Source organism: Bacillus sp. FSL K6-1003, from assembly GCF_037964945.1.
Classification (GTDB): Bacteria; Bacillota; Bacilli; order Bacillales; family Bacillaceae; genus Bacillus; species Bacillus mojavensis.
Genome location: NZ_CP150176.1, coordinates 3,996,529 through 4,019,791, shown reverse-complemented (window position 1 = coordinate 4,019,791; position 23,263 = coordinate 3,996,529). Strand labels below are relative to the sequence as shown.

At 40.7% G+C, this 23,263-nt stretch carries 23 protein-coding genes and 1 pseudogene; 16 read left to right on the top strand and 8 right to left on the bottom strand.

The window, feature by feature from the left end:
- Positions 1-43: 43 nt before the first annotated feature.
- The 9 genes from NSU16_RS20485 (at position 44) to NSU16_RS20445 (ending at position 7,335) form a co-directional block, all read left to right on the top strand.
- The gene (locus tag NSU16_RS20485) at positions 44-2,047 is read left to right on the top strand and encodes a molybdopterin-dependent oxidoreductase (protein WP_339191843.1); all 2,004 of its coding nucleotides are present in this window, start codon (positions 44-46) and stop codon (positions 2,045-2,047) included.
- Positions 2,048-2,173: 126 nt separating this feature from the next.
- The gene (gene ychF / locus NSU16_RS20480; protein WP_326130499.1) at positions 2,174-3,274 is read left to right on the top strand and encodes a redox-regulated ATPase YchF; all 1,101 of its coding nucleotides are present in this window, start codon (positions 2,174-2,176) and stop codon (positions 3,272-3,274) included.
- Between the two features lie 110 nt (positions 3,275-3,384).
- The gene (gene rpsF, locus NSU16_RS20475; protein WP_010332658.1) at positions 3,385-3,672 is read left to right on the top strand and encodes a 30S ribosomal protein S6; all 288 of its coding nucleotides are present in this window, start codon (positions 3,385-3,387) and stop codon (positions 3,670-3,672) included.
- A 38-nt stretch (positions 3,673-3,710) separates the two neighbouring features.
- Positions 3,711-4,229, top strand: a complete 519-nt coding sequence (gene ssbA, locus NSU16_RS20470) for a single-stranded DNA-binding protein SsbA (RefSeq protein ID WP_010332657.1) — start codon at positions 3,711-3,713, stop codon at positions 4,227-4,229.
- 42 nt (positions 4,230-4,271) lie between these two features.
- On the top strand, positions 4,272-4,511 hold the full coding sequence (rpsR, locus tag NSU16_RS20465; protein WP_010332656.1) for a 30S ribosomal protein S18: 240 nt from the start codon (positions 4,272-4,274) through the stop codon (positions 4,509-4,511).
- 60 nt (positions 4,512-4,571) lie between these two features.
- Positions 4,572-5,330 (top strand): exodeoxyribonuclease III, encoded by a 759-nt coding sequence (gene xth, locus NSU16_RS20460; protein WP_010332655.1) that lies wholly within the window; start codon positions 4,572-4,574, stop codon positions 5,328-5,330.
- Between the two features lie 58 nt (positions 5,331-5,388).
- Positions 5,389-6,330, top strand: a complete 942-nt coding sequence (locus NSU16_RS20455; RefSeq protein ID WP_339191842.1) for a LacI family DNA-binding transcriptional regulator — start codon at positions 5,389-5,391, stop codon at positions 6,328-6,330.
- Positions 6,331-6,381: 51 nt separating this feature from the next.
- A complete protein-coding gene (locus NSU16_RS20450; RefSeq protein WP_326218755.1) occupies positions 6,382-6,762 on the top strand; it encodes a VOC family protein in 381 nt (126 codons plus the stop codon).
- Positions 6,763-6,780: 18 nt separating this feature from the next.
- Positions 6,781-7,335, top strand: coding sequence for a maltose acetyltransferase domain-containing protein (locus tag NSU16_RS20445; RefSeq protein WP_339191839.1), 555 nt, complete (start codon positions 6,781-6,783; stop codon positions 7,333-7,335).
- A 31-nt stretch (positions 7,336-7,366) separates the two neighbouring features.
- Here NSU16_RS20445 and NSU16_RS20440 read toward each other — a convergent pair whose 3' ends face one another.
- Positions 7,367-8,719 carry an MFS transporter gene (locus NSU16_RS20440; RefSeq protein WP_326330133.1) on the bottom strand — a complete coding sequence of 451 codons (1,353 nt, stop codon included), beginning with the start codon at positions 8,717-8,719 and terminating at the stop codon, positions 7,367-7,369.
- A 228-nt stretch (positions 8,720-8,947) separates the two neighbouring features.
- On the opposite strand from NSU16_RS20440, the gene NSU16_RS20435 reads away from it, so the two are divergent.
- Complete coding sequence (locus NSU16_RS20435) at positions 8,948-9,847, top strand: type II CAAX endopeptidase family protein (protein ID WP_339191838.1); 900 nt, start codon at positions 8,948-8,950, stop codon at positions 9,845-9,847.
- Here NSU16_RS20435 and NSU16_RS20430 read toward each other — a convergent pair.
- Complete coding sequence (locus tag NSU16_RS20430) at positions 9,844-11,913, bottom strand: thioredoxin domain-containing protein (protein WP_339191837.1); 2,070 nt, start codon at positions 11,911-11,913, stop codon at positions 9,844-9,846. The genes NSU16_RS20435 and NSU16_RS20430 overlap by 4 nt on opposite strands.
- 171 nt (positions 11,914-12,084) lie before the next feature.
- A complete protein-coding gene (gene fabF / locus NSU16_RS20425; RefSeq protein ID WP_339191836.1) occupies positions 12,085-13,317 on the bottom strand; it encodes a beta-ketoacyl-ACP synthase II in 1,233 nt (410 codons plus the stop codon).
- 103 nt (positions 13,318-13,420) lie between these two features.
- Here fabF and NSU16_RS20420 point away from each other — a divergent pair, with 103 nt between their 5' ends.
- A complete protein-coding gene (locus NSU16_RS20420) occupies positions 13,421-14,257 on the top strand; it encodes a helix-turn-helix transcriptional regulator (protein WP_010332646.1) in 837 nt (278 codons plus the stop codon).
- A 184-nt stretch (positions 14,258-14,441) separates the two neighbouring features.
- Here the strand turns inward: NSU16_RS20420 and NSU16_RS20415 are convergent, their stop codons facing one another.
- From NSU16_RS20415 to NSU16_RS20395, 5 genes and pseudogenes are all read right to left on the bottom strand, one after another.
- Positions 14,442-14,603, bottom strand: coding sequence for a DUF255 domain-containing protein (locus NSU16_RS20415; RefSeq protein WP_339191835.1), 162 nt, complete (start codon positions 14,601-14,603; stop codon positions 14,442-14,444).
- A gap of 323 nt (positions 14,604-14,926) precedes the next feature.
- Positions 14,927-15,493, bottom strand: coding sequence for a dihydrofolate reductase family protein (locus NSU16_RS20410; protein WP_268471999.1), 567 nt, complete (start codon positions 15,491-15,493; stop codon positions 14,927-14,929).
- A 159-nt stretch (positions 15,494-15,652) separates the two neighbouring features.
- The gene (locus NSU16_RS20405) at positions 15,653-16,009 is read right to left on the bottom strand and encodes an MmcQ/YjbR family DNA-binding protein (protein ID WP_010332635.1); all 357 of its coding nucleotides are present in this window, start codon (positions 16,007-16,009) and stop codon (positions 15,653-15,655) included.
- 117 nt (positions 16,010-16,126) lie between these two features.
- Positions 16,127-16,234, bottom strand: a pseudogene (locus tag NSU16_RS20400) (DUF255 domain-containing protein); the annotation flags it as partial.
- A gap of 160 nt (positions 16,235-16,394) precedes the next feature.
- Positions 16,395-16,565: a hypothetical protein gene (locus tag NSU16_RS20395; protein WP_081720807.1), complete on the bottom strand. Its 171-nt coding sequence runs from the start codon at positions 16,563-16,565 to the stop codon at positions 16,395-16,397.
- Positions 16,566-17,009: 444 nt separating this feature from the next.
- Here NSU16_RS20395 and NSU16_RS20390 point away from each other — a divergent pair, with 444 nt between their 5' ends.
- The 5 genes from NSU16_RS20390 (at position 17,010) to NSU16_RS20370 (ending at position 23,113) form a co-directional block, all read left to right on the top strand.
- Positions 17,010-18,230, top strand: coding sequence for a sensor histidine kinase (locus NSU16_RS20390; RefSeq protein ID WP_339191834.1), 1,221 nt, complete (start codon positions 17,010-17,012; stop codon positions 18,228-18,230).
- Positions 18,223-18,864: a response regulator transcription factor gene (locus tag NSU16_RS20385; protein ID WP_268504155.1), complete on the top strand. Its 642-nt coding sequence runs from the start codon at positions 18,223-18,225 to the stop codon at positions 18,862-18,864. The genes NSU16_RS20390 and NSU16_RS20385 overlap by 8 nt, the downstream gene beginning before the upstream one ends.
- Before the next feature lie 116 nt (positions 18,865-18,980).
- A complete protein-coding gene (locus NSU16_RS20380; RefSeq protein WP_339192731.1) occupies positions 18,981-21,155 on the top strand; it encodes an MMPL family transporter in 2,175 nt (724 codons plus the stop codon).
- A 574-nt stretch (positions 21,156-21,729) separates the two neighbouring features.
- On the top strand, positions 21,730-22,305 hold the full coding sequence (locus NSU16_RS20375; RefSeq protein ID WP_024123547.1) for a TetR/AcrR family transcriptional regulator: 576 nt from the start codon (positions 21,730-21,732) through the stop codon (positions 22,303-22,305).
- Between the two features lie 58 nt (positions 22,306-22,363).
- Positions 22,364-23,113, top strand: a complete 750-nt coding sequence (locus tag NSU16_RS20370) for an SDR family NAD(P)-dependent oxidoreductase (RefSeq protein WP_339191833.1) — start codon at positions 22,364-22,366, stop codon at positions 23,111-23,113.
- Positions 23,114-23,263 lie beyond the last annotated feature (150 nt).

Genomic DNA, 23,263 nt, shown 5'->3' with positions numbered 1-23,263 from the left:
GACACTCATGCTTTTTCATATAGAAGGTAAGGAGAAGACGGCGATGAGCAAAGTGCATCAGTCAGCATGCCCTCTGAATTGCTGGGACAGCTGCGGTTTTGTGGTGACTGTTGATGACGGAAAGGTAACAAAAGTGGACGGAGATCCAACCCATCCGATTACAGAAGGAAAAATCTGCGGCCGCGGCAGAATGCTAGAGACGAAAACAAACTCGCCTGATCGGCTTCGCTATCCGATGAAGAAACAAAATGGCGAGTTTGTGCGGATTTCCTGGAAGCAGGCTCTTGATGAAATTGCCGATAAACTTCGGGACATTAAGGAGACGTCAGAAACAACAGCAGTTTTGCACAGCCATGATTACGCCAATAACGGTTTGTTAAAAGCGCTAGATCAGCGTTTTTTTAATGCGTATGGCGGTGTGACAGAGATTGTCGGAAGCATTTGCTGGGGCTCTGGTATAGAGGCGCAAAGCTGGGATTTCGGCCGGTCGTATGGGCACGGGCCGCTTGATATTTACAACAGCAAACACGTCGTTGTGTGGGGCAGAAATGTATCAAGGACAAATATGCACCTTTATCACCATTTGCAGCAGGTAAAGAAAAAGGGCGCAACACTGACGGTGATTGATCCGATTTTTAATCCGACTGCAAAACTGGCCGACCGTTATATTTCTGTAAAGCCGGGAATGGATGGCTGGCTTGCCGCGGCTGTTTTGAAGGTTCTGATCGAGACGGGAAGAACGGATGAGGATTTTATTTCTCAGCATTCTGTCGGGTTTGATGATGTAAAAGAGCTTTTGAGTACCGTTTCTTTAGAAGAATTTACTGAGAAAACAGAGACAACGATGGAAGAGCTGGAGTTTCTTGCTGGTCTGTATGCCGATGGCCCTGTGTCTACTTTTATGGGGCTTGGTATGCAGCGGTACAAAAATGGCGGCGGGACGATTCGCTGGATTGATGCGCTTGTTGCGGCAAGCGGAAACGTTGGTATTAAAGGCGGCGGCGCAAATTTTGGCAATGTCCAGGTTGGTGAAAGCTTTGCAAAAACCAAGCTGACACTGCCGGAATTAAAAACGACATCACGTTCTTTTTCAATGATGACACAGGCTGAAGAGGTATTAACCGCTGCTGATCCTGCGATCGAGATGATTATCGTGACATGCGGGAACCCGCTGACTCAGGTGCCAAACACAAATAAAGTAAGAAAAGCATTTGAAAAGGTTCCGGTGACCGTAGCGATTGATTCCATCATGACCGATACGGCACAGCTGTGCGACTATGTTTTGCCGACTGCCACTGTTTTTGAAGAAGAAGATATTTACTATTCTAGTATGTACCATCATTATGTTCAGTATGGGAAGAAGCTGTTGGAACCGCAGGGCGAAGCGAAGCCGGACAGATGGATATGGGCAGAGCTTGCAAAACGCCTTGGGTTTGGAGAGCTTTTTGAACACAGTACTGAAGAACTTCTGAAGATGGGGCTTTCTTCATTGGAGGCAGACGGTGTAACGCTTGAGCGCCTAAAAGAAAAAGGCCATCTCCCGCTTCCGGTTAAACAGGTGCCTTGGGATGACTTTAAATTTCTGACGCCAAGCGGAAAATTTGAGTTTACCTCGTCTTTAGCTGAAGAAAAAGGATTTAGCGGTGCACTTCAATTGGAAGTGCCTGAGGAGTCTGTTTACCATAACGAAGAACTTGCCGAAAAATACCCATACACGCTTTTGTCTATTCATCCGCAGCGCTCTAATCATTCACAGCATATTCCGTTCATCGAGAAGCTTCAGCACATACACGTCGATATTTCTTCAGACATAGCGGCTGAGCAGAATCTTCAGGATGGAGACGAGGTTGTCATTTTCAATGATCGGGGCCGTTTGAATGGCAAAGTTAAAGTGATGAAACAGGCTCATCCGAAGACGATAAATATAGATGAAGGCATGTGGGCGGCTTTTGGCGGCTCCGTCAATACGCTGACAAATGATACAAATTCTGATAATGGAATGGGAAGTACGCTTTTTGACTGTTTAGTGGGCTTGAAAAAAGCATAATGAGAGGGTTCAGCAGGCTGAAGATGCTTTTTTGTCAGCTTGTCTTTTCCAGTGAACCTCCTTATAATTGCTCTAGGTTCAAAATACGTTAATGCAATGACGGTTTTATATAGAGGAGATGAAAGAATGGCTTTAACAGCTGGAATTGTCGGTTTGCCGAACGTCGGGAAATCAACATTATTTAACGCAATTACACAGGCCGGTGCCGAATCAGCCAACTACCCGTTCTGTACAATTGATCCGAACGTGGGAATTGTAGAAGTACCGGACGATCGTCTGCAAAAGCTGACTGAGCTTGTCCAACCAAAGAAGACTGTGCCGACTGCTTTTGAATTCACTGATATTGCAGGAATCGTAAAAGGTGCGTCAAAAGGAGAAGGTCTCGGTAACAAATTCCTTTCTCATATTCGCCAAGTTGACGCGATCTGCCACGTTGTCCGTGCTTTTTCTGATGATAATATTACACACGTTTCCGGTAAAGTTGATCCGATTGATGATATCGAAACGATCAATCTTGAGCTGATTCTCGCTGATATGGAAACAGTCGAGAAGCGGATTACACGTGTCAGCAAGCTTGCAAAGCAAAAAGATAAAGAGGCTGTGTTTGAGTTTGACATTTTGTCTAAATTGAAAGAAGCGTTTGAGAATGAAAAGCCTGCTCGTTCTGTTGAGTTTACTGAAGAGCAGCAAAAGCTTGTAAAGCAGCTTCATTTGCTGACGTCAAAGCCTATTTTGTATGTTGCGAACGTAAGTGAAGAGGAAGTGGCTGATCCGTCTGGCAATGAATATGTTGCGAAGATTCGTGAATACGCTGCCGGTGAAAACGCAGAAGTCATCGTCGTTTGTGCGAAGATTGAATCCGAAATCGCTGAGCTTGAAGGCGATGAAAAGCAAATGTTCCTTGAAGAGCTGGGTATTGAAGAATCAGGTCTTGATCAGCTGATTAAAGCATCTTACTCCCTGCTTGGGCTGGCAACATATTTCACAGCTGGTGAACAGGAAGTCAGAGCTTGGACATTCAAAAAAGGCATGAAGGCCCCTGAATGCGCTGGAATTATTCATAGTGACTTTGAGCGCGGCTTCATTCGCGCTGAAACGGTTGCTTATGAGGATCTTCTTGCGGGCGGCGGCATGGCAGGAGCGAAGGAAGCCGGAAAAGTCCGTCTTGAAGGTAAAGATTACGTGGTAAAAGACGGAGATGTAATTCATTTCCGATTTAATGTATAGGATGCAGTTGTAAAGGGACAAGAGCTTTGGTATAATATAAAATTGTGAGTAATAGAATTATTGCTCCTTGCCCATTACGGGCCGCTTAGTCCAAAAGGAGGTGCAAACAGATGAGAAAGTACGAAGTTATGTACATTATCCGCCCAAACATTGACGATGAGTCTAAAAAAGCAGTTATCGAGCGTTTCAGCAACGTTCTGACTTCTAACGGTGCGGAGATCACTGGAACAAAGGATTGGGGTAAACGTCGTCTTGCTTACGAAATCAACGATTTCCGCGACGGTTTCTACCAAATCGTAAACGTTCAAGCTGATGCTGCGGCAGTTCAAGAATTTGACCGTCTAGCTAAGATCAGTGACGATATCATTCGCCACATTGTTGTTAAAGAAGAAGAATAAGCAATTTTGAAATATAATGGTAAAAGGTGGTCTTTCTTATGCTTAACCGAGTTGTATTAGTCGGAAGACTGACAAAAGACCCAGAGCTTCGTTATACGCCAAACGGTGCGGCTGTTGCCACGTTTACTCTTGCTGTGAATCGTACATTTACGAACCAGTCTGGAGAACGTGAGGCCGATTTCATTAATTGTGTCACTTGGAGAAGACAAGCCGAAAACGTTGCAAACTTCCTGAAAAAAGGAAGCCTTGCAGGCGTAGATGGCCGTTTACAAACAAGAAACTATGAAAACCAGCAAGGGCAGCGTGTCTTCGTGACCGAGGTCCAAGCTGAAAGTGTTCAATTTCTTGAGCCGAAAAGCGGCGGCGGTTCTGGTTCAGGTGGATACAACGAAGGAAACAGCGGCGGAGGCCAGTACTTTGGCGGAGGCCAAAATGATAATCCATTCGGGGGAAATCAAAACAACCAGAGACGCAATCAGGGGAACAGCTTTAATGATGACCCATTTGCCAACGACGGCAAGCCGATTGACATCTCGGATGATGATCTTCCATTCTAATGAGAATATCGCTAAATTGACAAAGAAAGGAGGGAAATGACAATGGCAGGAGGACGCAGAGGCGGTCGTGCGAAGCGCCGTAAAGTGTGTTATTTCACTTCTAACGGTATCACGCACATCGACTACAAAGATGTAGATCTTCTTAGAAAGTTTGTTTCTGAGCGCGGTAAAATTTTACCACGTCGTGTAACTGGAACAAACGCTAAATACCAACGTAAATTGACTGCAGCGATCAAACGCGCTCGTCAAATGGCTTTACTTCCATACGTAACTGGTGAGTAAGCTGATACGTAAAGAGCAAGGACCTTCGGGTTCTTGCTCTTTTTTATAGGGGGATAAAAAATGAAGCTCATTTCTTGGAATGTGAATGGCCTGCGGGCTGTCATGAGAAAAATGGATTTCCTCTCTTACTTGAAAGACGAGGATGCCGATATTGTATGTCTGCAGGAGACAAAGATTCAGGACGGCCAAGTGGATCTTGAGCCAGAAGGCTACCACGTATATTGGAACTATGCAGAGAAAAAAGGATATTCCGGCACGGCTGTTTTTTCAAAACAAAAGCCGCTGAACGTCATGTATGGCATTGGAATAGAAGAGCATGATCAAGAGGGCAGAGTGATTACGCTGGAATTTGAAAACATGTATGTGATGACCGTTTACACGCCTAATGCAAAAAGAGGACTGGAACGCATCGATTACCGTTTGCAGTGGGAAGAGGCTTTATTAGCGTTTATTCTCGAATTGGACAAGAAAAAACCCGTTATCCTGTGCGGTGATTTAAATGTGGCTCATCAGGAAATTGATTTGAAGAATCCAAAAGCAAACCGGAATAACGCGGGTTTTTCTGATCAAGAAAGAGGAGCATTCACTCGTTTCTTGGAAGCCGGCTTTATCGACTCATTCCGTTATTTATACCCTGATCTGGAAGGTGCATATTCCTGGTGGTCGTATCGTGCGGGGGCCCGGGACAGAAATATTGGCTGGCGTCTGGATTACTTTGTTGTTTCTGAGCGGCTTAAGGGGCAGATTGAAGATGCCAAGATATCAGCACAAGTCTTGGGCTCCGACCATTGTCCTGTTGAACTTACGATCAATATATGATGTGATAGCAGTAAGGATTGATCCTTACTGCTTTTTTATGATGAAAAAGGAGAAAGAGATGGCAAACATAAAAGAGATTGCAAGGCTGGCGAATGTATCTGTTTCGACTGTGTCACGCGTACTGAATCATCATCCGTATGTGTCTGAAGAAAAAAGGAAGCTGGTGCATCAAGTCATGGAGGAATTAGACTACACACCGAATCGAACTGCGATCGATCTCATTCGCGGCAAGACTCAAACCATCGGTGTAATCCTGCCTTACAGCGATCACCCTTGCTTTGATAAAATCGTAAACGGCATCACAAAGGCGGCATTTAGACATGAATATGCAACAACCCTCCTCCCTACCAACTATAACCCCGACATTGAAATCAAATATTTAGAGCTGTTAAGAATGAAAAAAATAGATGGCCTCATTATTACATCACGAGCCAATCACTGGGACAGTATAATAGCCTATCAAGAATATGGACCGATTATCGCTTGTGAAGATACTGGAGACATGGATATTCCTTGCGCTTACAATGACAGAAAAGCAGCCTACATAGAAAGCTTTCGATATCTAAAGAATCGCGGACATGAGAATATCGCTTTTACTTGCGTGAGAAGCGCCGACAAGAGTCCGAGTACGGCGGATAAAGCAGCGGCTTATCAGGCCGTCTATGGCAGCCTGGAGGACCGCCATATGCTGACCGGCTGCAATCATATGGACGACGGAGAGCAGGCGGGTGCGTATTTCTATACAAGCGGCCGGGTTCCAACAGCTATTTATGCAAACAGTGATGAAGTGGCAGCGGGAATTTATGTATTTGCCAAAAAGAAAGACTGGGATGTTGAGATCCTTGGAGAAGGACATTCCTCTATCAGCCGTGCCCTCTGTTTCCCATCGCTTGACCTGAATCTTGAGCAGCTGGGCACCGCAGCATTTTCGTTATTTTTGCAGGAACATCCCATAGATATAAAAATTCAGCATCAATTCATGAAAAAAAGCTTGAACTGAAATGCATTTCATCCCTTATAACTTCATTGAAAGACAAAGGAGGAGGAAGACATGCATATTGAGCACACGGCCATCTGGGTCAGAGATTTAGAGCGAATGAAGGCTTTTTATGAAACGTATTTTAATGGCAAAGCCAATTCTCTTTATCATAATGAGAAGAAAGATTTTAAGTCGTATTTTATGACGTTTGATTCCGGAGCAAGGCTGGAAATCATGAAAAAAGGAGATGTGACTGATCAGCCGTCACAAACGATGACCGGCTGGGCGCATATCGCTTTTTCGACTGGAAGCAAAAAGAATGTTGATGAACTGACAGAAAGGTTAAAGCAGGACGGATTCGCTGTAGTAAGCGGTCCAAGGACGACAGGGGACGGCTACTATGAAAGTGTAATTGAAGATGAGGAAGGAAATCTAATAGAGATTACAATTTAACATCTTGGAGTGAATTGAATGCTGACAGAAAAAGAAAAAATGGCAGCCGGAGAATTATACAACTCGGAAGACCGTGAATTATCACTAGAGCGTAAACATGCGAGAAATCTGATTAAACAATATAACGAATCACCAGAAGACGAGTCAGCGCGAACGGAGCTTTTGAAAAATCTGCTTGGTTCGATCGGTGATCAAGTCATCATTTTGCCGACATTCCGCTGTGATTACGGCTATCACATTCATATGGGGGATCGTACATTTGTTAATTTTGACTGTGTCATTCTTGATGTTTGTGAAGTTCGTATAGGATGTGATTGTTTGATTGCTCCAGGGGTGCATATCTACACGGCTGGTCACCCTCTCGACCCGCTTGTTAGGAAGTCGGGGAAGGAATTCGGTAAGCCTGTTACAATTGGGGATAATGTTTGGATTGGCGGGCGGGCAGTGATAAACCCGGGAGTGACGATCGGCGATAACGCGGTGATTGCTTCGGGTTCCGTAGTGACAAAGGATGTGCCTGCGAATACGGTTGTAGGAGGAAACCCTGCGAGAAAGCTGAAGGAATTGAATTGAAATCAGTGCGGTTAAACGCCGCACTGACTTTTTATATCTGCTTGGCATTCGTATTGGGACCAAAGCAGATTAACAAAATGGAGCATGCGAGCCAGCAGCCGCCTATAAAGAAAAAGACACTGACATAGCCGAGCTGAACGGCGATAAAACCGACGAGCAATGATCCGAAGATGTTCGAGAAGCGGCCGAGACCATAGGCTAAACCGCTGCCTGACGAGCGATACTCTGTTGGGAAAGGCTCAGATGTATACGCATATAAGTTTGATGTGAAAACCCGCTCCGTAATATTAACGATGAAACCAAACACGATAATCATGATGGGAATGAAGGTCATGCCATATAAAAGACCTGCGATGGCAGTCAGAAACGCACTGGCGGCCAATATCCATTTTCTCTGGAATTTTTCGGAAATCATTGAACCCAGCAACGCGCCGAGCGGAGCGCCGACCGAGTGCAATACGTTATACCATAATGTATTTTCCATTGTGACCCCGTTGCTTTTTAGCAGGCTGGGGACCCAAGAGGCAAAGCCATAGAATCCAAAGGTTTCGAAAATCCATACCGCGGATAACACAATGGTTATTTTCAGGTTTCTCCCCTTTAACAATCCTGCGTAACCCGCATGTTGTACTTGTCCGCTTGCGGTCTGCGGCACCGGAGCAGGAAGCGGGCCTTTTTCTTTTTCAACGCTTGCTTCAATCCTTTTCAGGATGGCATCGGCCTTTTCATATTCACCGCGATTTTCATGCCAGCGGGGTGATTCCTCCAGCCGCCGAATAAAGAAAAAATAAATAAGACCAACAGCGCCCCATACAAAGACAAGTCTCCATCCCCAAGAGCCGAGCGGAATGACAAAGGCTGATACGATATTGGTGATCGGAACGCCGATCAATCCGATCATGGCACAGAAAGAAATATATTTTCCGCGAACACTTGAAGGGAAAAATTCTGCTAAATAGCTATTGGTGATGACCATGGCAGCTGCGACGCCAAATCCAGTGAGGAAACGAAACGCCATTAAGGATGGGATGTCCCAAGCCGCGGCGTTACATAGCGATGCGATTGAAAAAACGAAGACAAATAGATTCAAGGCTTTTTTTCGGCCGATTCGATCTGAAAGCCGTCCCCCAAGTGATGCTCCCAAAAACATGCCTAGAAACGAAGCAGCCGTTACATTGGCTATGGTTGAAAGCTGGATGCCCCAATGCTCGATCAGCGCCGGCGCTACATTGCTGAGGGTAAATAAATCCGCAAGATCAAAGAAGTAAACAATGCCGAGAGCGGTTAATACTTGGAAGTGGACACGTGAAATCGGGAGGCGGTCTAAACGGTTTGCCGCGTTTGAAAAAGGATGTGTATGTTTCGGTTTGACGCCCGTATTCATAAAATACCCCCTTTATTAATAGAGGGAGAAAGACTGAACATTCTCCTCTTGGCATTATTATAAGTACCTGGAATCATTGGGAACAGTGTTCAAATCACTAGATGGAAGAACTAAATTCACACTTTTCGCCTTAATTTTGCTTAAAAGATTTCCAAAACAGTAGATTAATAGACCAAATTATGCAAATGTATAGTAATATTCTCATGGAAAGGAAGAGTCATAAAAGGAATGAATTCATTTATCCGTCCTCTAGAAGGAAACAATACATTGTGGAGATATTTTTTCTCCTTTTTGGTGATGGTTGGCTTATTCTTTTTTGGAAGCATTGTTTATGTCTTTATGATGCTATTGACTGCACTTTTAAGTCCAAATATCGCGTTTGATGTGGATACAGGTATGTTAACCGATTCTTTGGCTGATTTGTTTTTAACTCATATCGTTTATGTATTTGCAATCCCAGGGGTTTGGCTGGCGGTGCGCTTTATCCTGAAACGTCCGTTTCGGTCAGTCATTACACCGCATGCAAAAATCAGCTGGCGCAGCATTTTCTTTGGCTTTATCGCTTATTTCTTGCTGATGGCTGTGGTTCAAGGGATTGATTATGCGATTCATCCGGCGAAATACACTTTTCAGGATTTTGACGCCTCTCGTTTTCTGTGGCTGCTTGTGGCATCTCTGTTATTGGTGCCGCTCCAGACTTCTGCGGAAGAACTGTTTTTTAGGGGATTTTTATTGCAGGCTTTTGGAAAAGTAATAAAGAATCCTTTTGTATTGACGCTGATTGTCGGCGGTCTATTTGGGGCTGTACACTTTGGCAATCCTGAAATGAATAATGGCGTTTTTTGGGCAGGCATTGAGTATGTAACGATTGGGATTCTTTTAACATATTATACGGTCAAAACAGGCAGCCTTGAGATTTCACTTGGTGTGCATGCCGCGAATAATATGTTTTTATGTCTTTTTATTACTGAAAAAAACAGTGTATATGGAGATATTCCTTCATTATTTGCCATCACACGGGGAAATCCGATGTGGGAGACTTTCTTTACGGTTGTCATTAATCTTTTATTTGCATTTATCGTTGTACAATACCATAAGAGATCAAAAAGAAAGCAGCAAGGTGTTTAATCCCTGCTGCTTTTTAATGTTTGTAAGGCTTCTTCGATGTCTGTTGTCGGCTGCTGGCAGGCAAAATTTTCACAAACATACACGGTTGTTTGATCGTCTATGATGTGATACTCAGCCGCGAATGGCACAATGCCTTTGCACTGGTCGGGATGTTCTGCCACCAGGATGGAATCGTTTGGATTAAAGGCCTTTTGAAGCGCGCTTGTGATCTGTTTTCTGTCTGGATCGTCCGGGCGCCCGAAAATCACAATTTCCTTTTTAGGCGTCATATGTTTTAACACACTTTGCATAAAGAAAGAGTGGCCGCTCGGGTATGCTTCAATTTCAGGCTTGAACACGGAAAACATCGTTTCGGCTTTTTCAATCAGCGACAAATCGCCTGTGGCTTGTCCGAGGCGCAGGAGCTGAACGGCTGCCACGCTGTTTCCTGAAGGCATGGCGCCATCGTACACTTCTTTTTCTCTGACAATTAATGCTTCTGCATCATGTCCGGTAAAGTAGAATCCCCCATGCTCCTCGTCCCAAAACAAATCGATCATATCGTCTGACAGCTTCTTCGCTTTTTCTAAATATGATAGATCAAACGAGGCTTCATAGAGGTCGAGATAAGCCCATAAGAGAAAGGCATAATCGTCGATAAATCCTTTGTTTTTCACTTCGCCGTCACGATACCGAACCATCACCCGGCCGTCGATGATTACATTGTTTTCAATAAAGGTGATAGCGTCTTCAGCCAAGCTGAGGTATTGGGGTTCCTGGAATACCTTTGCCGCTTTAGCAAGACCCGCAATCATCAGGGCGTTCCATGACGTCAGCACCTTATCATCGACATGCGGATACGTTCTTTCTTCACGTGTCTTTAACAGCTTTAGTCTTGCATCTTCAAGCTTGCGGCTGAGCTCTTCTTCGGTTAATCCGCCATCTGCTTTGATTTGTTCCCGCTTGGTATGAATGAGGTTGGGAATGTTTTTGCCCTCAAAGTTGCCTTTTTCTGTGATGTCATACACGCTGCAATACAGCGTGCCGAGATCCTCTCCGAGCGTCTTCAAGATCTCTTCTTTTGACCACACGTAGTACTTTCCTTCTTCGCCTTCTGTATCCGCGTCTAAAGCAGAGAAAAAGCTTCCGTCTTCATGGGTCATTTCCCGTTGAATGAACGTAATAATCTGCTCACAAATGTCTTTGTACCGGCTGTTTTGCGTGACTTGATAAGCTTCAGTATAAGCTGTCAGCAGCAGCGCATTGTCATACAGCATTTTTTCAAAGTGAGGGACGAGCCACTCATCATCGGTCGAATAGCGGGCAAACCCATAGCCGATATGGTCATAGATGCCTCCATTTGCCATGCTGTCCAGTGTTTTCGTGACGTTGTACAAAGCGTTTTCCTGCCCCGTCGTGTGATAATAACGAAGAAAATACATGAGCATATGAGGCATAGGAAATTTCGGCGCCTGTCCGAAGCCGCCGTAGATTGTATCGATACCATTGGCAAGCTGCTGGAATGTCCGGTGGATCGCTGATTCGCTCAACCCCTCGCTTGTTTTAGCTGCTGTTTTTGTCTGTAAATGGTTAGCAGCGTTTTCTGCAATATCCTCGACATGCTCACGATCGTTCGCAAACGTTTCTGAAAGATGCTCAAGCACGTCAACAAAACCCGGACGATTATATTTACTCGTCTTCGGAAAATATGTACCCGCGTAAAACGGCTTCTGATCAGGCGTGATAAACACATTCAGTGGCCAGCCGCCCTGTCCGGTCATCAGCTGGCAGATTCTCATATAAACAGAATCGACATCAGGGCGCTCTTCCCGATCCACCTTAATCGCAACAAAACGTTCGTTAAGAAGGCGGGCAATTTCCTCGTCCTCGAAGCTTTCATGAGCCATGACGTGGCACCAATGGCATGTCGAATAACCGATGCTGACCAGAACTGGCTTGTTTTCCCGTTTTGCTTTTTCGAAGGCTTCTTCTCCCCAGGGGTACCAGTTTACAGGGTTATGAGCATGTTGAAGTAAATATGGGGACTTCTCAGCGATTAATCTATTGGGTTTATTGTTAGTGGGCATGGGATCACCTTCTTTCTAAATGTTTTTTTAAGTATTCTCTTTCCTCTATTTAATATACCAGATAGCTGAGGCCCGTCATCATTTGTCTGTGAGGTATTTCATAATGAAAATCAAGGGTTATAAACCCTTGATAGATTCATTATTTCACTTTTGACCTATAAAGATGGGTCTTCAATCGTAATGCTTTAACACGATTGCTGAATTATGTCCTCCGAAACCAAAAGAATTTGATAGCCCATATTTCAATGGAAGGTGTCTCGCTTCTGATACAACATCTAAGTCGCAATCTGGATCTTGCTTCTCTACATTAATAGTTGGTGGAATAATTCCTCGTCTCAAACTTTCCACTAAAGCAATTGCTTCTACTCCGCCAGCAGCACCAAGCATGTGCCCAGTCATTGACTTGTTTGCAGTTGTTGGAATGTCACGTGAATGTTCCCCAAATAATTTCTTAATAGCTAGAACTTCTGAACGATCACCTACTTGTGTACTTGTTGCATGAGCACTAATAACATCAATTTCACCTGTTGATATATTTGCACTTCTCAATGCCTTTTTCATGGCTAAGTAGGCACCCTTACCTTCTGGGTGTGATGCTACCATATGATGAGCATCTGAACTAGCTCCGTACCCCACTACTTCACATAATATCGGCGCATCTCTGAGAATAGCGTTTTCTAATGATTCTAATACTAAGATACCTGCGCCTTCACTCATAACAAAGCCATCTCTATCTGTATCGAACGGACGGCTGGCTCGACTTGGATTTTGGTTTCTTGTAGATAGTGCATGGGCGTTTCCAAAACTAGCCAAAGATATCTGTGTGATTGCAGCTTCTGCTCCACCGGCAAATATAATATCTGCTTCATCATTTTGGATAGCATTGAAAGCTTCACCAATAGAGGTATTCCCGATTGAACAGGCTGTGACTGGTGATAATGATGGTCCTTGTGCTCCTAATCTTATGCTTATTTGGGCCGCAGCTGCATTTGAAATCATCATTGGTACAAGGCTGGGGCTTACTCTCGCGGGACCTCGTTTATTTAATACATTCACATTATCAACAAGTGATTGTATGCCTCCGATTCCTGAACCAACATATACCCCTAAACGTTCAAGATCAACATGATCTAACTGTAATTGTGAATGTTCTAATGCTTGTTCGGCTGCTGCTAAGGCAAACTGACTAAAACGATCTAATCGTTTTGCTTCTTTTCTCCCCAATATATCATCTGCATCGAAATCACGAACGATTCCAGCTATCTTTGTTTTATAATCAGCAGTATCAAAAGAATCAATGAGAGATATTCCCGAGTGTCCTTTAACTAGTTGATTCCAAAAGCTGTTTACATCATTTCCTAGTGGAGAAATAACTCCCATTCCAGTAATGACAACTCTTTTCATGATCATTCCCTCCTCGTTTTTATTAACTTTAGCTATTGTGTTATCCTATTACAAGTTGTTGTTTATCCTAGTATAATTAATACTATTTTAAAGGGAGATTTTAATGAAACCTGAAACAAGACTTCAAGCTTTATCAGAATTTCTAAAGAACCAACGTTCGAAAATCACTCCCCAAATGGTTGGTTTACCTGTAGGAACCCGCAGAAGAACACCAGGACTAAGAAGAGAAGAAGTGGCTCAACTAGCCGGTGTAAGTCTTACTTGGTATACATGGTTAGAACAAGGCAGAGATATAAAAGTATCTACTTCGGTATTAGATGCTATTTCGCGAGCATTACAATTAAATAACGATGAAAGGAGATATTTGTATGCTCTAGCGTTAGAGGAAGGAGTGAAACAACCCTTTATAAATGAGAAGGAGAAGGAAATCAGTCCGGCTTTAGTAAAAATGTTGCAGGAACTTCGTTATTGCCCAACGATTATATCAGATAGAAGAAGTCAGATTGTTGGGTGGAATCAAGCAGCAGCTAATGTATTTTTGGATTTTGAACAAATCAACCCGGCAGAAAGGAATATAATACGTTTACTATTCGCAAGAAAGGAATTTAAAAGTTTAGCTGTGAATTGGGAGCATTTTGTTAGAGGATATATCGCAATATTTAGAACGTATTATGGCCAGTATGTGGCTGATGACTGGTATGAGCAATTTATACAAGAAATGGAACAGGCATATCCTGAGTTTCGTAAAATTTGGAATGAAAATGAGATAAGCTCTGCTCCTGAAGTATTAATTGAGTTTCGTCATGCTAAGGTAGGTAAAATGTTGTTTAATCTTACTTCATTACAAGTGCATGGGGATACTGATTTAAGATGCAGCGTCTATACTCCAGTTGAGGATACTGAAACTGAGCTTAAGTTAAAACGTTTAATTGAAGGCTAGCTACCCTTTGGAGAGTAGAAGTTATTCAAGTAATACTTCCTTTACTTTGTTTAGACTGTAAATAAAAAAACAACAACTGGTATATAGTTCCCATTCGTTTTTGTATTTGGGTGAAGTTGTTGTGTACATTTAATATAAAAAAGATCCTATGCCACCAATGGCATGTTCTTTAGATTAGCCAAGGTTAGCTATACCCAATAGGTACGAGAACAGGCTTGTTTTCGCGTTTCGCTTTTTCAAATGCTTCTTCTCCCCAAGGGAACCAGTCCACAGGGTTATGAGCATGTTGAAGTAAATAAGGAGACTTCACAGCGATTAATCTATTGGGTTTACTGTTAGTGGGCATGGGATCACCTTCTTTCTTTTATTTTAATTACATTTAGGCTACCACAATAATTATAAATAAATACAAAGCTTAGCCGATTTACTTAAAAGAGGGAGAAGGAAAATAATATAATGTTTAATTATGTTAATGAAGGAAGACACCGTCCTTTTCAGTTTTCTTTTCTTTTATTACAGGAGAATGGATATTTTTAGCTCTGTTAAATTTGATGTTGATCATTCCATAGTATTAAGGGGAACCCATTATTTATGGACGCCCCTTTAGTTCAATAAGAAAAATTACTGTCGAGTGTTACCTAACAATATATACTTTGGACTGAAAGGTTTTTAGCCATTCCAATGATAAACGATTTGCACAACGCCAGAGGAAAATGTTCTTGTATTCAGCATTTTTAAATTTATCCTCTGTTTTAAATCAATAAACAACGGTTTTCCTTCTCCCAAAACAACAGGGTGAATAGATAATCTAAATTCATCAACAAGCCCCAAATTTATAAAAGTTGTAATGAGACTCGCTCCACCATATAGCCAGATGTCTTTACCAGGCTTTTTCTTTAATTTATTTACTTCTTCAAGAATATTATCATTTATAAATATTGCTTGATTATCAATCTCATGTTGTGTTCTGGAAAAAACATATTTCTTTTTACTATGAACCAATTTCCAAATTTCCTTTTCCGTATCAGGGTCTTCTTTTTTGGGGATATACTGTCCCCATAAATCGTAGCTTTTTCTACCATATAAAATAGTATCAATTTGATTTAAGAAATCAGTAAACCCCATATCAGGGTCCATAATACACCAATCAACTTCTCCATTTTTCCCTTCAATAAAACCATCTAGAGTAACTGCTAAATCTAAAATTATTCTTCTCTGTTTTAAGTTATTTGTCATAACTATTCATCCTTTTACATAAGAAGTTGGTAGAAATTCTTCTTCTATTCACACACCAGATGGATTAAGTTGCGTTTGTGGACAGAGTGAAGAACAATATCCTAAAATGAAAGTGCCCACTACTCTTTGCAGCTCGATTAGCAGGAACACTCTTTATCTTCACTTGGTTAAATGAAAGCTCTGTTCGATTAAGTTATAGATTTCGCTTTCTGGATCTGTCCGTTCTAAAACAATTGAAATCCAATGTTCCTTATCCATATGATATCCGGGTAAGATATTTTCCCCATTTCTTAAGCCATCACTTATGTCAGGGGGGCATTTTAAATTCAGAATATCTATTTCGCCATGTCCTTCCAAGCCTAATTTTTCTGGGAGAACATTCATGATAAGACCGTACCATTTTTTGTTTGATGTATGTCTCAAAGAAGCATAGTTTGGGTATTCCTCCCACGGATAATCAGGCGATGAACCGTACTTTTCTTTGACGTGTTTAAAGATATCTTCTCTTGTTAACATACTTCAATCATCCCTCCAACTACTTACGGTTAATTTCTTCTCTCTAATGTCACTTTTGAAAAAATCACGGGATTTGTAGTCTACGATCCTTGGCTTGTCTATTTGGTTACTTTAATAGACATGGCACCAATGACAAGTCGAATAGCTGATGCTGACCAGAACCAGCTTGTTTTCACGTTTTGCTTTTTCAAATGCTTTCTTTCTTCACCAAAGGAACCAATCAATAATTATTTCATAAAGTGCGGACTGCAAAATTACTTGTTTGGTTATTCTAACGAAAATGGCACTCTTGAAGGTAAATGTGTTTGAGTTTGATATGTTATTTTAACATTATGTTCAAACCTTTTAATCGTTTTCAATAACTCTGTAATCACAATATATATCTTTATCTTTTGGAAAGAAGCTGCTTTGAACAAAAGTAAGGATAGCCAAAGATGATGAGTGGAGCTGCTAATGCAAGTAGTAACCAAGAACCTGATTGAGTGTCTTTGATGACTCCTATGAATATACAAGTACCGATGAGAAGGTACAATAAAACACCAAAAAACCAATACATACCTTGTTCCTCTTTTCCCTATAAGGTTTCTTTATTCTTTAATGGGTCATTTTGTAGAGCCCTTCTGCTTTACTTCTTTGAGGATTTTGGACCGTTTTTCAAATGTTTTTTCAGCTCTGATTCCTTTTCTTTGTAGGCTTATAATTATGAGATCAATTGGTTTCAATACATTTCAATCCTCTCATATGAAAGCACTCTCCATATATTTTAATTTTAAAATTGAATATAGAAAACGTACATAAGGGCATATCCTTATGTACGTTGAGGCACATCTTGCATACTAGATAAGTCCGCATCTTGTTGGGTTTTCCTTCTTGCCTTGCTGGGTGATAAATGAAATGCCTGACGGCTCTTATGATAAGATGACAAATATGACCGGATTGTCCCTATTTTTATTGTGGATCCTTTGTGATTATACTGTCAAAGGAAAGGAAGTGAAGCAATATGTTTCGAAGAAAACCTTTTGATAAAAACTACTTTTCACGAGATAGGCGGGCATTAAATATGCTTGCTCTCAGAGTACCAGGCTTAGCTTTTATTCTCATGATCTATATAGCCTCTATCGTGCTGCAGTTTGTTTCTGGGAGCTGGTCTATTTTATTGCTTCATGTGTTTACAATATTAATCGCTATTTTTACTCTGCTGCATTGGCACTCATATCGATGGGTTAAGAATAAGGTCATTCTATATTTTGTACTGCAAGGTTTGATTACTTATGCACTTGCTAATGTCATGACGGGCTTCTTAATGCTGGTCATCATTGGCCTTTATGCATTTTTGATTGGGCAGATTATAGGAATGGCAGATAGAAGAAGAGCGTTCCTCATTGTATATCTATTACTTCTGATATCAGCCAATGCGATATATCAGATTCACAAAGGCGAGTTTTTGCATTTTCTTGTTATCGCTGTACCTATCATGGTTGTCATTATCACTTATGCTGCAACATTTTTTGCGCAAGTTGATGAAAAAATAAAAGCGCAGCTGACTCTTGAAAGGCTGGAGCTTGCTCATCAACAAGTAGAACAGCTGACGTTGCAAAACGAAAGACAGCGTATGGCTCGGGATTTACATGACACCCTTGCACAAGGATTGGTTAGTTTAAATATGCAGTTGGATGCTATTAATGTTCATATATCGAAAGGTAACACAGATAGGGCAAAAGAAATCATTCAACAATCTATGAATAGAGTGAAAAGCACATTAGCTGATGCACGTTCAGCTATTGACAATCTTCGCAGCAAATCAGAAGAAATCGGTTCTTTAAAAGAAAGAATTACCTTACAAATGGATCATTTTAAAGATGCAACAGGTCTGTCTTGTTTTTTAGACTACAGATTAACTCAATTGCCTGATGTTCGTACTGCTGAAAATTGTTATTACATCATAGGAGAATGTCTTACAAATGCAGCAAAACATGCTGAAGCAGAATCCATATGGGTATCAGTTTGGGATGAGAAAGAAAACATCCATTTAACCGTCAGAGACAATGGAAAAGGATTTGATGTTGAAAGAGGCAGGAAAAAGAGAGGTCATTATGGACTTCTTGGTATACAAGAACGCGTCAGAGCAATGAAAGGCCAATTCGATATAAAGAGTACAAAAACAATAGGCACACAAATCGAGATAATCTTGTCAAATCAGGGAGAGATTGAAGATGAATAAGGTTTTAATCGTTGATGATCATCTAGTTGTGAGAGAAGGTCTCAAGCTGTTAATTGAGACGAATGATAACTACACAATAATCGGAGAGGCGGAAAATGGAAAAAAGGCGGTCCATCTTACAGATGAATTAAAGCCAGATATCATTCTTATGGATTTATACATGCCAAAAATGAGTGGGTTAGAAGCGATTAAAAAAATAAAAGAAAAACACAACATACCCATTATTATTTTGACTACTTATAATGAAGATCACTTGATGATTGAGGGAATTGAATTAGGGGCGAAAGGATATCTGTTGAAGGATACGAGCTCAGAAACCCTATTTCATACAATGGATGCAGCATTAAGAGGAGAAGTGCTGCTGCAGCCTGATATTCTTAAACGTTTTCAAGAAGTTCAATTTGAAAGAATGAAGAAACCAAGCAGCGATACTCAGTTAACGGAAAAGGAAATAGTTGTTCTAAAGGCGATTGCAAAAGGTCTCAAAAGCAAAGCGATAGCCTTTGATTTAGGAATCTCAGAGAGAACTGTGAAGTCAAGACTAACGTCCATTTATAATAAATTGGGAGCGGATTCTAGAACGGAAGCAGTTACAATTGCCATGCAGAGAGGTATTTTAACTTTAGATTTATAACACAGGTTATTTAAAAGTTGCCCAAACGTACATGCCCGCATGTACGTTTTTTTCATTTCCTTATGAACTACAATTAGGGGGAATGTTATCAAGCAATGTGTTGAAAGGAGATTATGATGTCAAGAATGTTATATAAATTAGGCGGGTGGGTCGCTCGCCATCGCATTAAAGTACTATGTGCGTGGATCGTTGTGTTGATTGCAACGATAGGGGCAGCCGGCATATTAAAACCTAGTTTTTCTGAGGATATGTCAATACCTGACACGCCTTCGGAAAAAGCAATGAAGGTGATCAATAAAGAATTTCCTCACGGTCCTGATAAAGGGAGCATACGGGTCATATTCGGTGCTAACGATGGGGAGAAACTTACTGCAAAATCAGCAAAAGAAGCAATAGAGAATACATTAAAGGAAATGAATAAAGACGATACCATTGATTCGATTGCAAGTCCTTTTCATGCAGGAACGATCGCAAAAGATGGGACAGTAGCTTATGCTGATATCAAATACAAATCATCAGCAGATGATATAAAAGATTACTCTATAAAACATGTGAAAGATAGTTTGTCCATTGCTGATGATGAAGGATTACAAACGGAGTTAAGCGGAGATATACCAGGAGCCGAGATGGAGATAGGCGGTGTATCAGAGATAGTCGGTATTGTCTTGGCTTTTGTTGTTCTAGCTATTACATTTGGCTCATTATTAATAGCAGGCTTACCGATTTTAACAGCACTTATAGGTTTAGGTGTAAGCATTGGGCTGACTTTGATTGGAACACAAGTGTTTGATATTGCCTCCGTCAGTCTTTCATTAGCCGGAATGATTGGCCTTGCAGTTGGTATTGATTATGCTTTGTTTATTTTTTCGAAACACCGCCAGTTTTTAGGAGAAGGTATACAAAAAAATGAATCAATTGCGAGAGCTACGGGAACAGCTGGGAGTGCTGTCGTTTTTGCCGGGCTCACAGTTATTGTCGCACTTTGCGGATTGACTGTCGTTAATATTCCTTTTATGTCTGCAATGGGGCTAACAGCAGGGCTCAGTGTGCTCATGGCTGTATTAGCTTCAATTACATTAGTGCCTGCCGTTTTATCAATAGCAGGGAAACGCATGATTCCGAAAGCAAACAAGAAAAAAGAAATACAAAGCGCTGAAACAAATTTCTGGGGACGCTTTGTCACAAAGAACCCTATTCTTCTAAGTGTATTTAGTATTCTCATCTTGCTAGTCATTAGTATCCCATCTATGCATTTGGAGCTAGGTTTACCTGATGCAGGAATGAAAGCTAAGGATAATCCCGAGCGCCGAGCTTATGACTTGCTTGCCGAAGGGTTTGGAGAAGGATTTAATGGCAAATTAACGATAGTGGCGGATGCCACAAGTGTTACAGAAAATAAGACTGATGCATTCGCAGATGCAGTAAAAGAAATTAAGGATTTAGACCATGTAGCAAGTGTTACTCCTGCAATGCCTAATGCAAAAGGCAATTTTGCTATTATTACGGTTGTTCCTACAACAGGTCCAAACGATAAAGCTACTAAGGATTTGGTACAAGATGTGCGCAGTTTAGCAGATCAAAACGGGGTAGATTTGCTCGTAACTGGATCCACGGCAGTGAATATAGATATTTCAGATCGCCTTAATGATGCAATACCAGTATTTGCTTTACTCATTGTTGGTTTTGCGTTTATATTACTGACAATCGTATTCCGTTCGCTGCTAGTACCTCTTGTTGCTGTAGCAGGTTTCATATTAACAATGACAGCAACTCTTGGGATTTGTGTATTTGTGTTACAGGATGGAAACTTAATTGACTTGTTCAATATACCTGAAAAAGGGCCGATACTCGCGTTTTTGCCTATTTTAACGATTGGTATTCTTTTTGGCTTAGCGATGGATTATCAAGTATTCCTTGTAAGCAGAATGCGTGAAGAATATGTAAAAACAAAGAATCCAGTACAAGCGATTCAAGCTGGATTAAAACACAGTGGACCTGTTGTCACCGCAGCCGGACTAATCATGATATTCGTCTTTGCAGGGTTTATCTTTGCTGGTGAAGCTTCTATCAAAGCAAATGGATTAGCTCTTTCCTTTGGTGTATTATTTGACGCATTTATTGTAAGAATGACACTCATTCCAAGTATTATGAAGTTGATGGGGAATGCAGCTTGGTATTTACCAAAGTGGTTAGACAAAATCATTCCGAATGTAGATATAGAGGGTCATCAACTAACAAAGGAGATACAGCCCGAGATAGAGAATGAACAAAAACACCGAATCAGTATGTAGCAATATAGGCTCGCTCTAATAACATGTAAGAATGCAACTTCCTTTTTTTAAAGCAATATAACTAATGGCAAAGTATTAGAGGTTAAAGGTTATAGGCAATAATTAACAAAAGAAGAATATATAGAATGTGAGAGAAAAAAATCCTTTATTTAAGAGTGGACTGAAAGGTCTACTCTTTTTTCATTCCGTCATCTGAATGAAGAAATGGTTATTCTAATAGACATGGCACCAAGTGCATGGCGGTTACAGAACTGATTTGAGTAGAAATAAGAAGAAGTGATATTCGTTAAAATTCAGGTAATAGCACACCTAGACAATTTTAAAGTTTTTGCCCTTGGTCTTAAAAAATATATAAAACACAGGATGAATTCTAAATTCTTTACCGATCGTTCTTAAATTTGATATACTTAACACATGTTAGGTCTAACTGTTTTTTCTCAAATGAGAATGATCGTTCTTTAATTATTTAAGAATAGGGAGAGATGAATGATATAAAGTTATTTTGCCCTAGTGCATCAATGATTCTCAGTACTTTATCAGTGTTAATAGATGATACGTTATAAGGTGGGATTACATGGCTAGAAATAAAGAATTTGATGAAAAATTAGCATTAATAAAAGCGATGGAGCTTTTCTGGGAACAGGGTTATGAAAAAACATCCATGCAAGATTTGGTGGACCATATGGGGGTTCACCGCAGAAGTATCTATGATACTTTTGGTGACAAACATACTTTATTTATGAGAGCTTTAAGTCACTTTGTAGAAGTAATGGAAATGAGAATGAAGAATGAGGTGAAAGCTGATTTAACGGTTAAGCAGACTATAAGAAAAATATTTGAAATGGTTATTGATCCAGAAGAAAATCTGCCAAAAGGATGTTTAGCTGTTAATACAGCAGTTGAATTATCCTTGCTAGATGAAGAAGTAGCTAAGAAAATTAAAGAGATTTTTATAAATACGGAAGCCTTATTATTTGATCTGCTAAAACATGGTCAAGAAAAAGGAGAAATTCCTAAACACTATAACATCAAAGGGCTTTCTCAATTCATTCATAATTCACTCGTAGGGGTACGAGTATTAGCAAAAACGACAAATGATAAGGAAAAATTTGAAGCCATTATTGATTTGACTTTGTCAACGCTAGACTGAGATATATTTTGTGATATGGAGAATTAATAAAAAAATATGTTTTTGAGGAGAGAATCATATGAAGTACACAGTTATTACAGGAGCAAGCTCAGGCATAGGATATGAGACAGCATTAGCGTTTGCTGCTCGCGGCAAAAACTTAATTATTGTAGCTAGAAGATTAGATAAATTAGAAGAGCTTAAATCAACAATTCACAATATTAATCCTGATTTGGATGTTGTTATTCGTACAAGTGACTTATCTGTCACAGATCAGGCATATACACTGTATGACAATTTAAAGGAATATCAAATTGAGACTTGGATTAATAATGCCGGGCTTGGTGAATCCTCTTCTGTCACAGATCAGAATTTAGATAAAGTGGAAACCATGTTACGTGTCAACGTAGAATCCTTAACGATTCTTTCTACACTATTTGTACGTGATTATTCTGATGTAGAAGGAACTCAGTTAATTAACGTATCATCAGCACTCGGGTATGCAATTGCTGTTGGCAGTATTACGTATTCTGCATCTAAATACTTTGTTAGTGCATTTACAGAAGGACTTGCAAAAGAACTGGAACGCAAAGGTGCGAAAATGAAGGTGAAAGTTTTAGCACCAGCAATCACGGAAACAGAATTCATGAAAAATGCATCTGATACGAAAGAATTTGATTACAAAGCAAATATCCCGATGTACCACACAGTTGAGCAAGTGGCGAGTTTTATGATGGAGCTTTATGATCGTAATCAAGCAGTAGGTATTGTAGACGAAAACTTTGAATTTAAATTAAGAGATCAAATCTATCCGATTCTAGAGATGTAATATTTAACCTATATAACGATACTCTATATCACTGCCACTTAAAGGATGAGAAACATTTATTTACAGAAGCGCTTCTAAAAAATTTAAGCATTTGAGAATGATCGTTCTAAAAATGACTAATGTTAAAAAAAAATAGGAAATGTAGTGAAC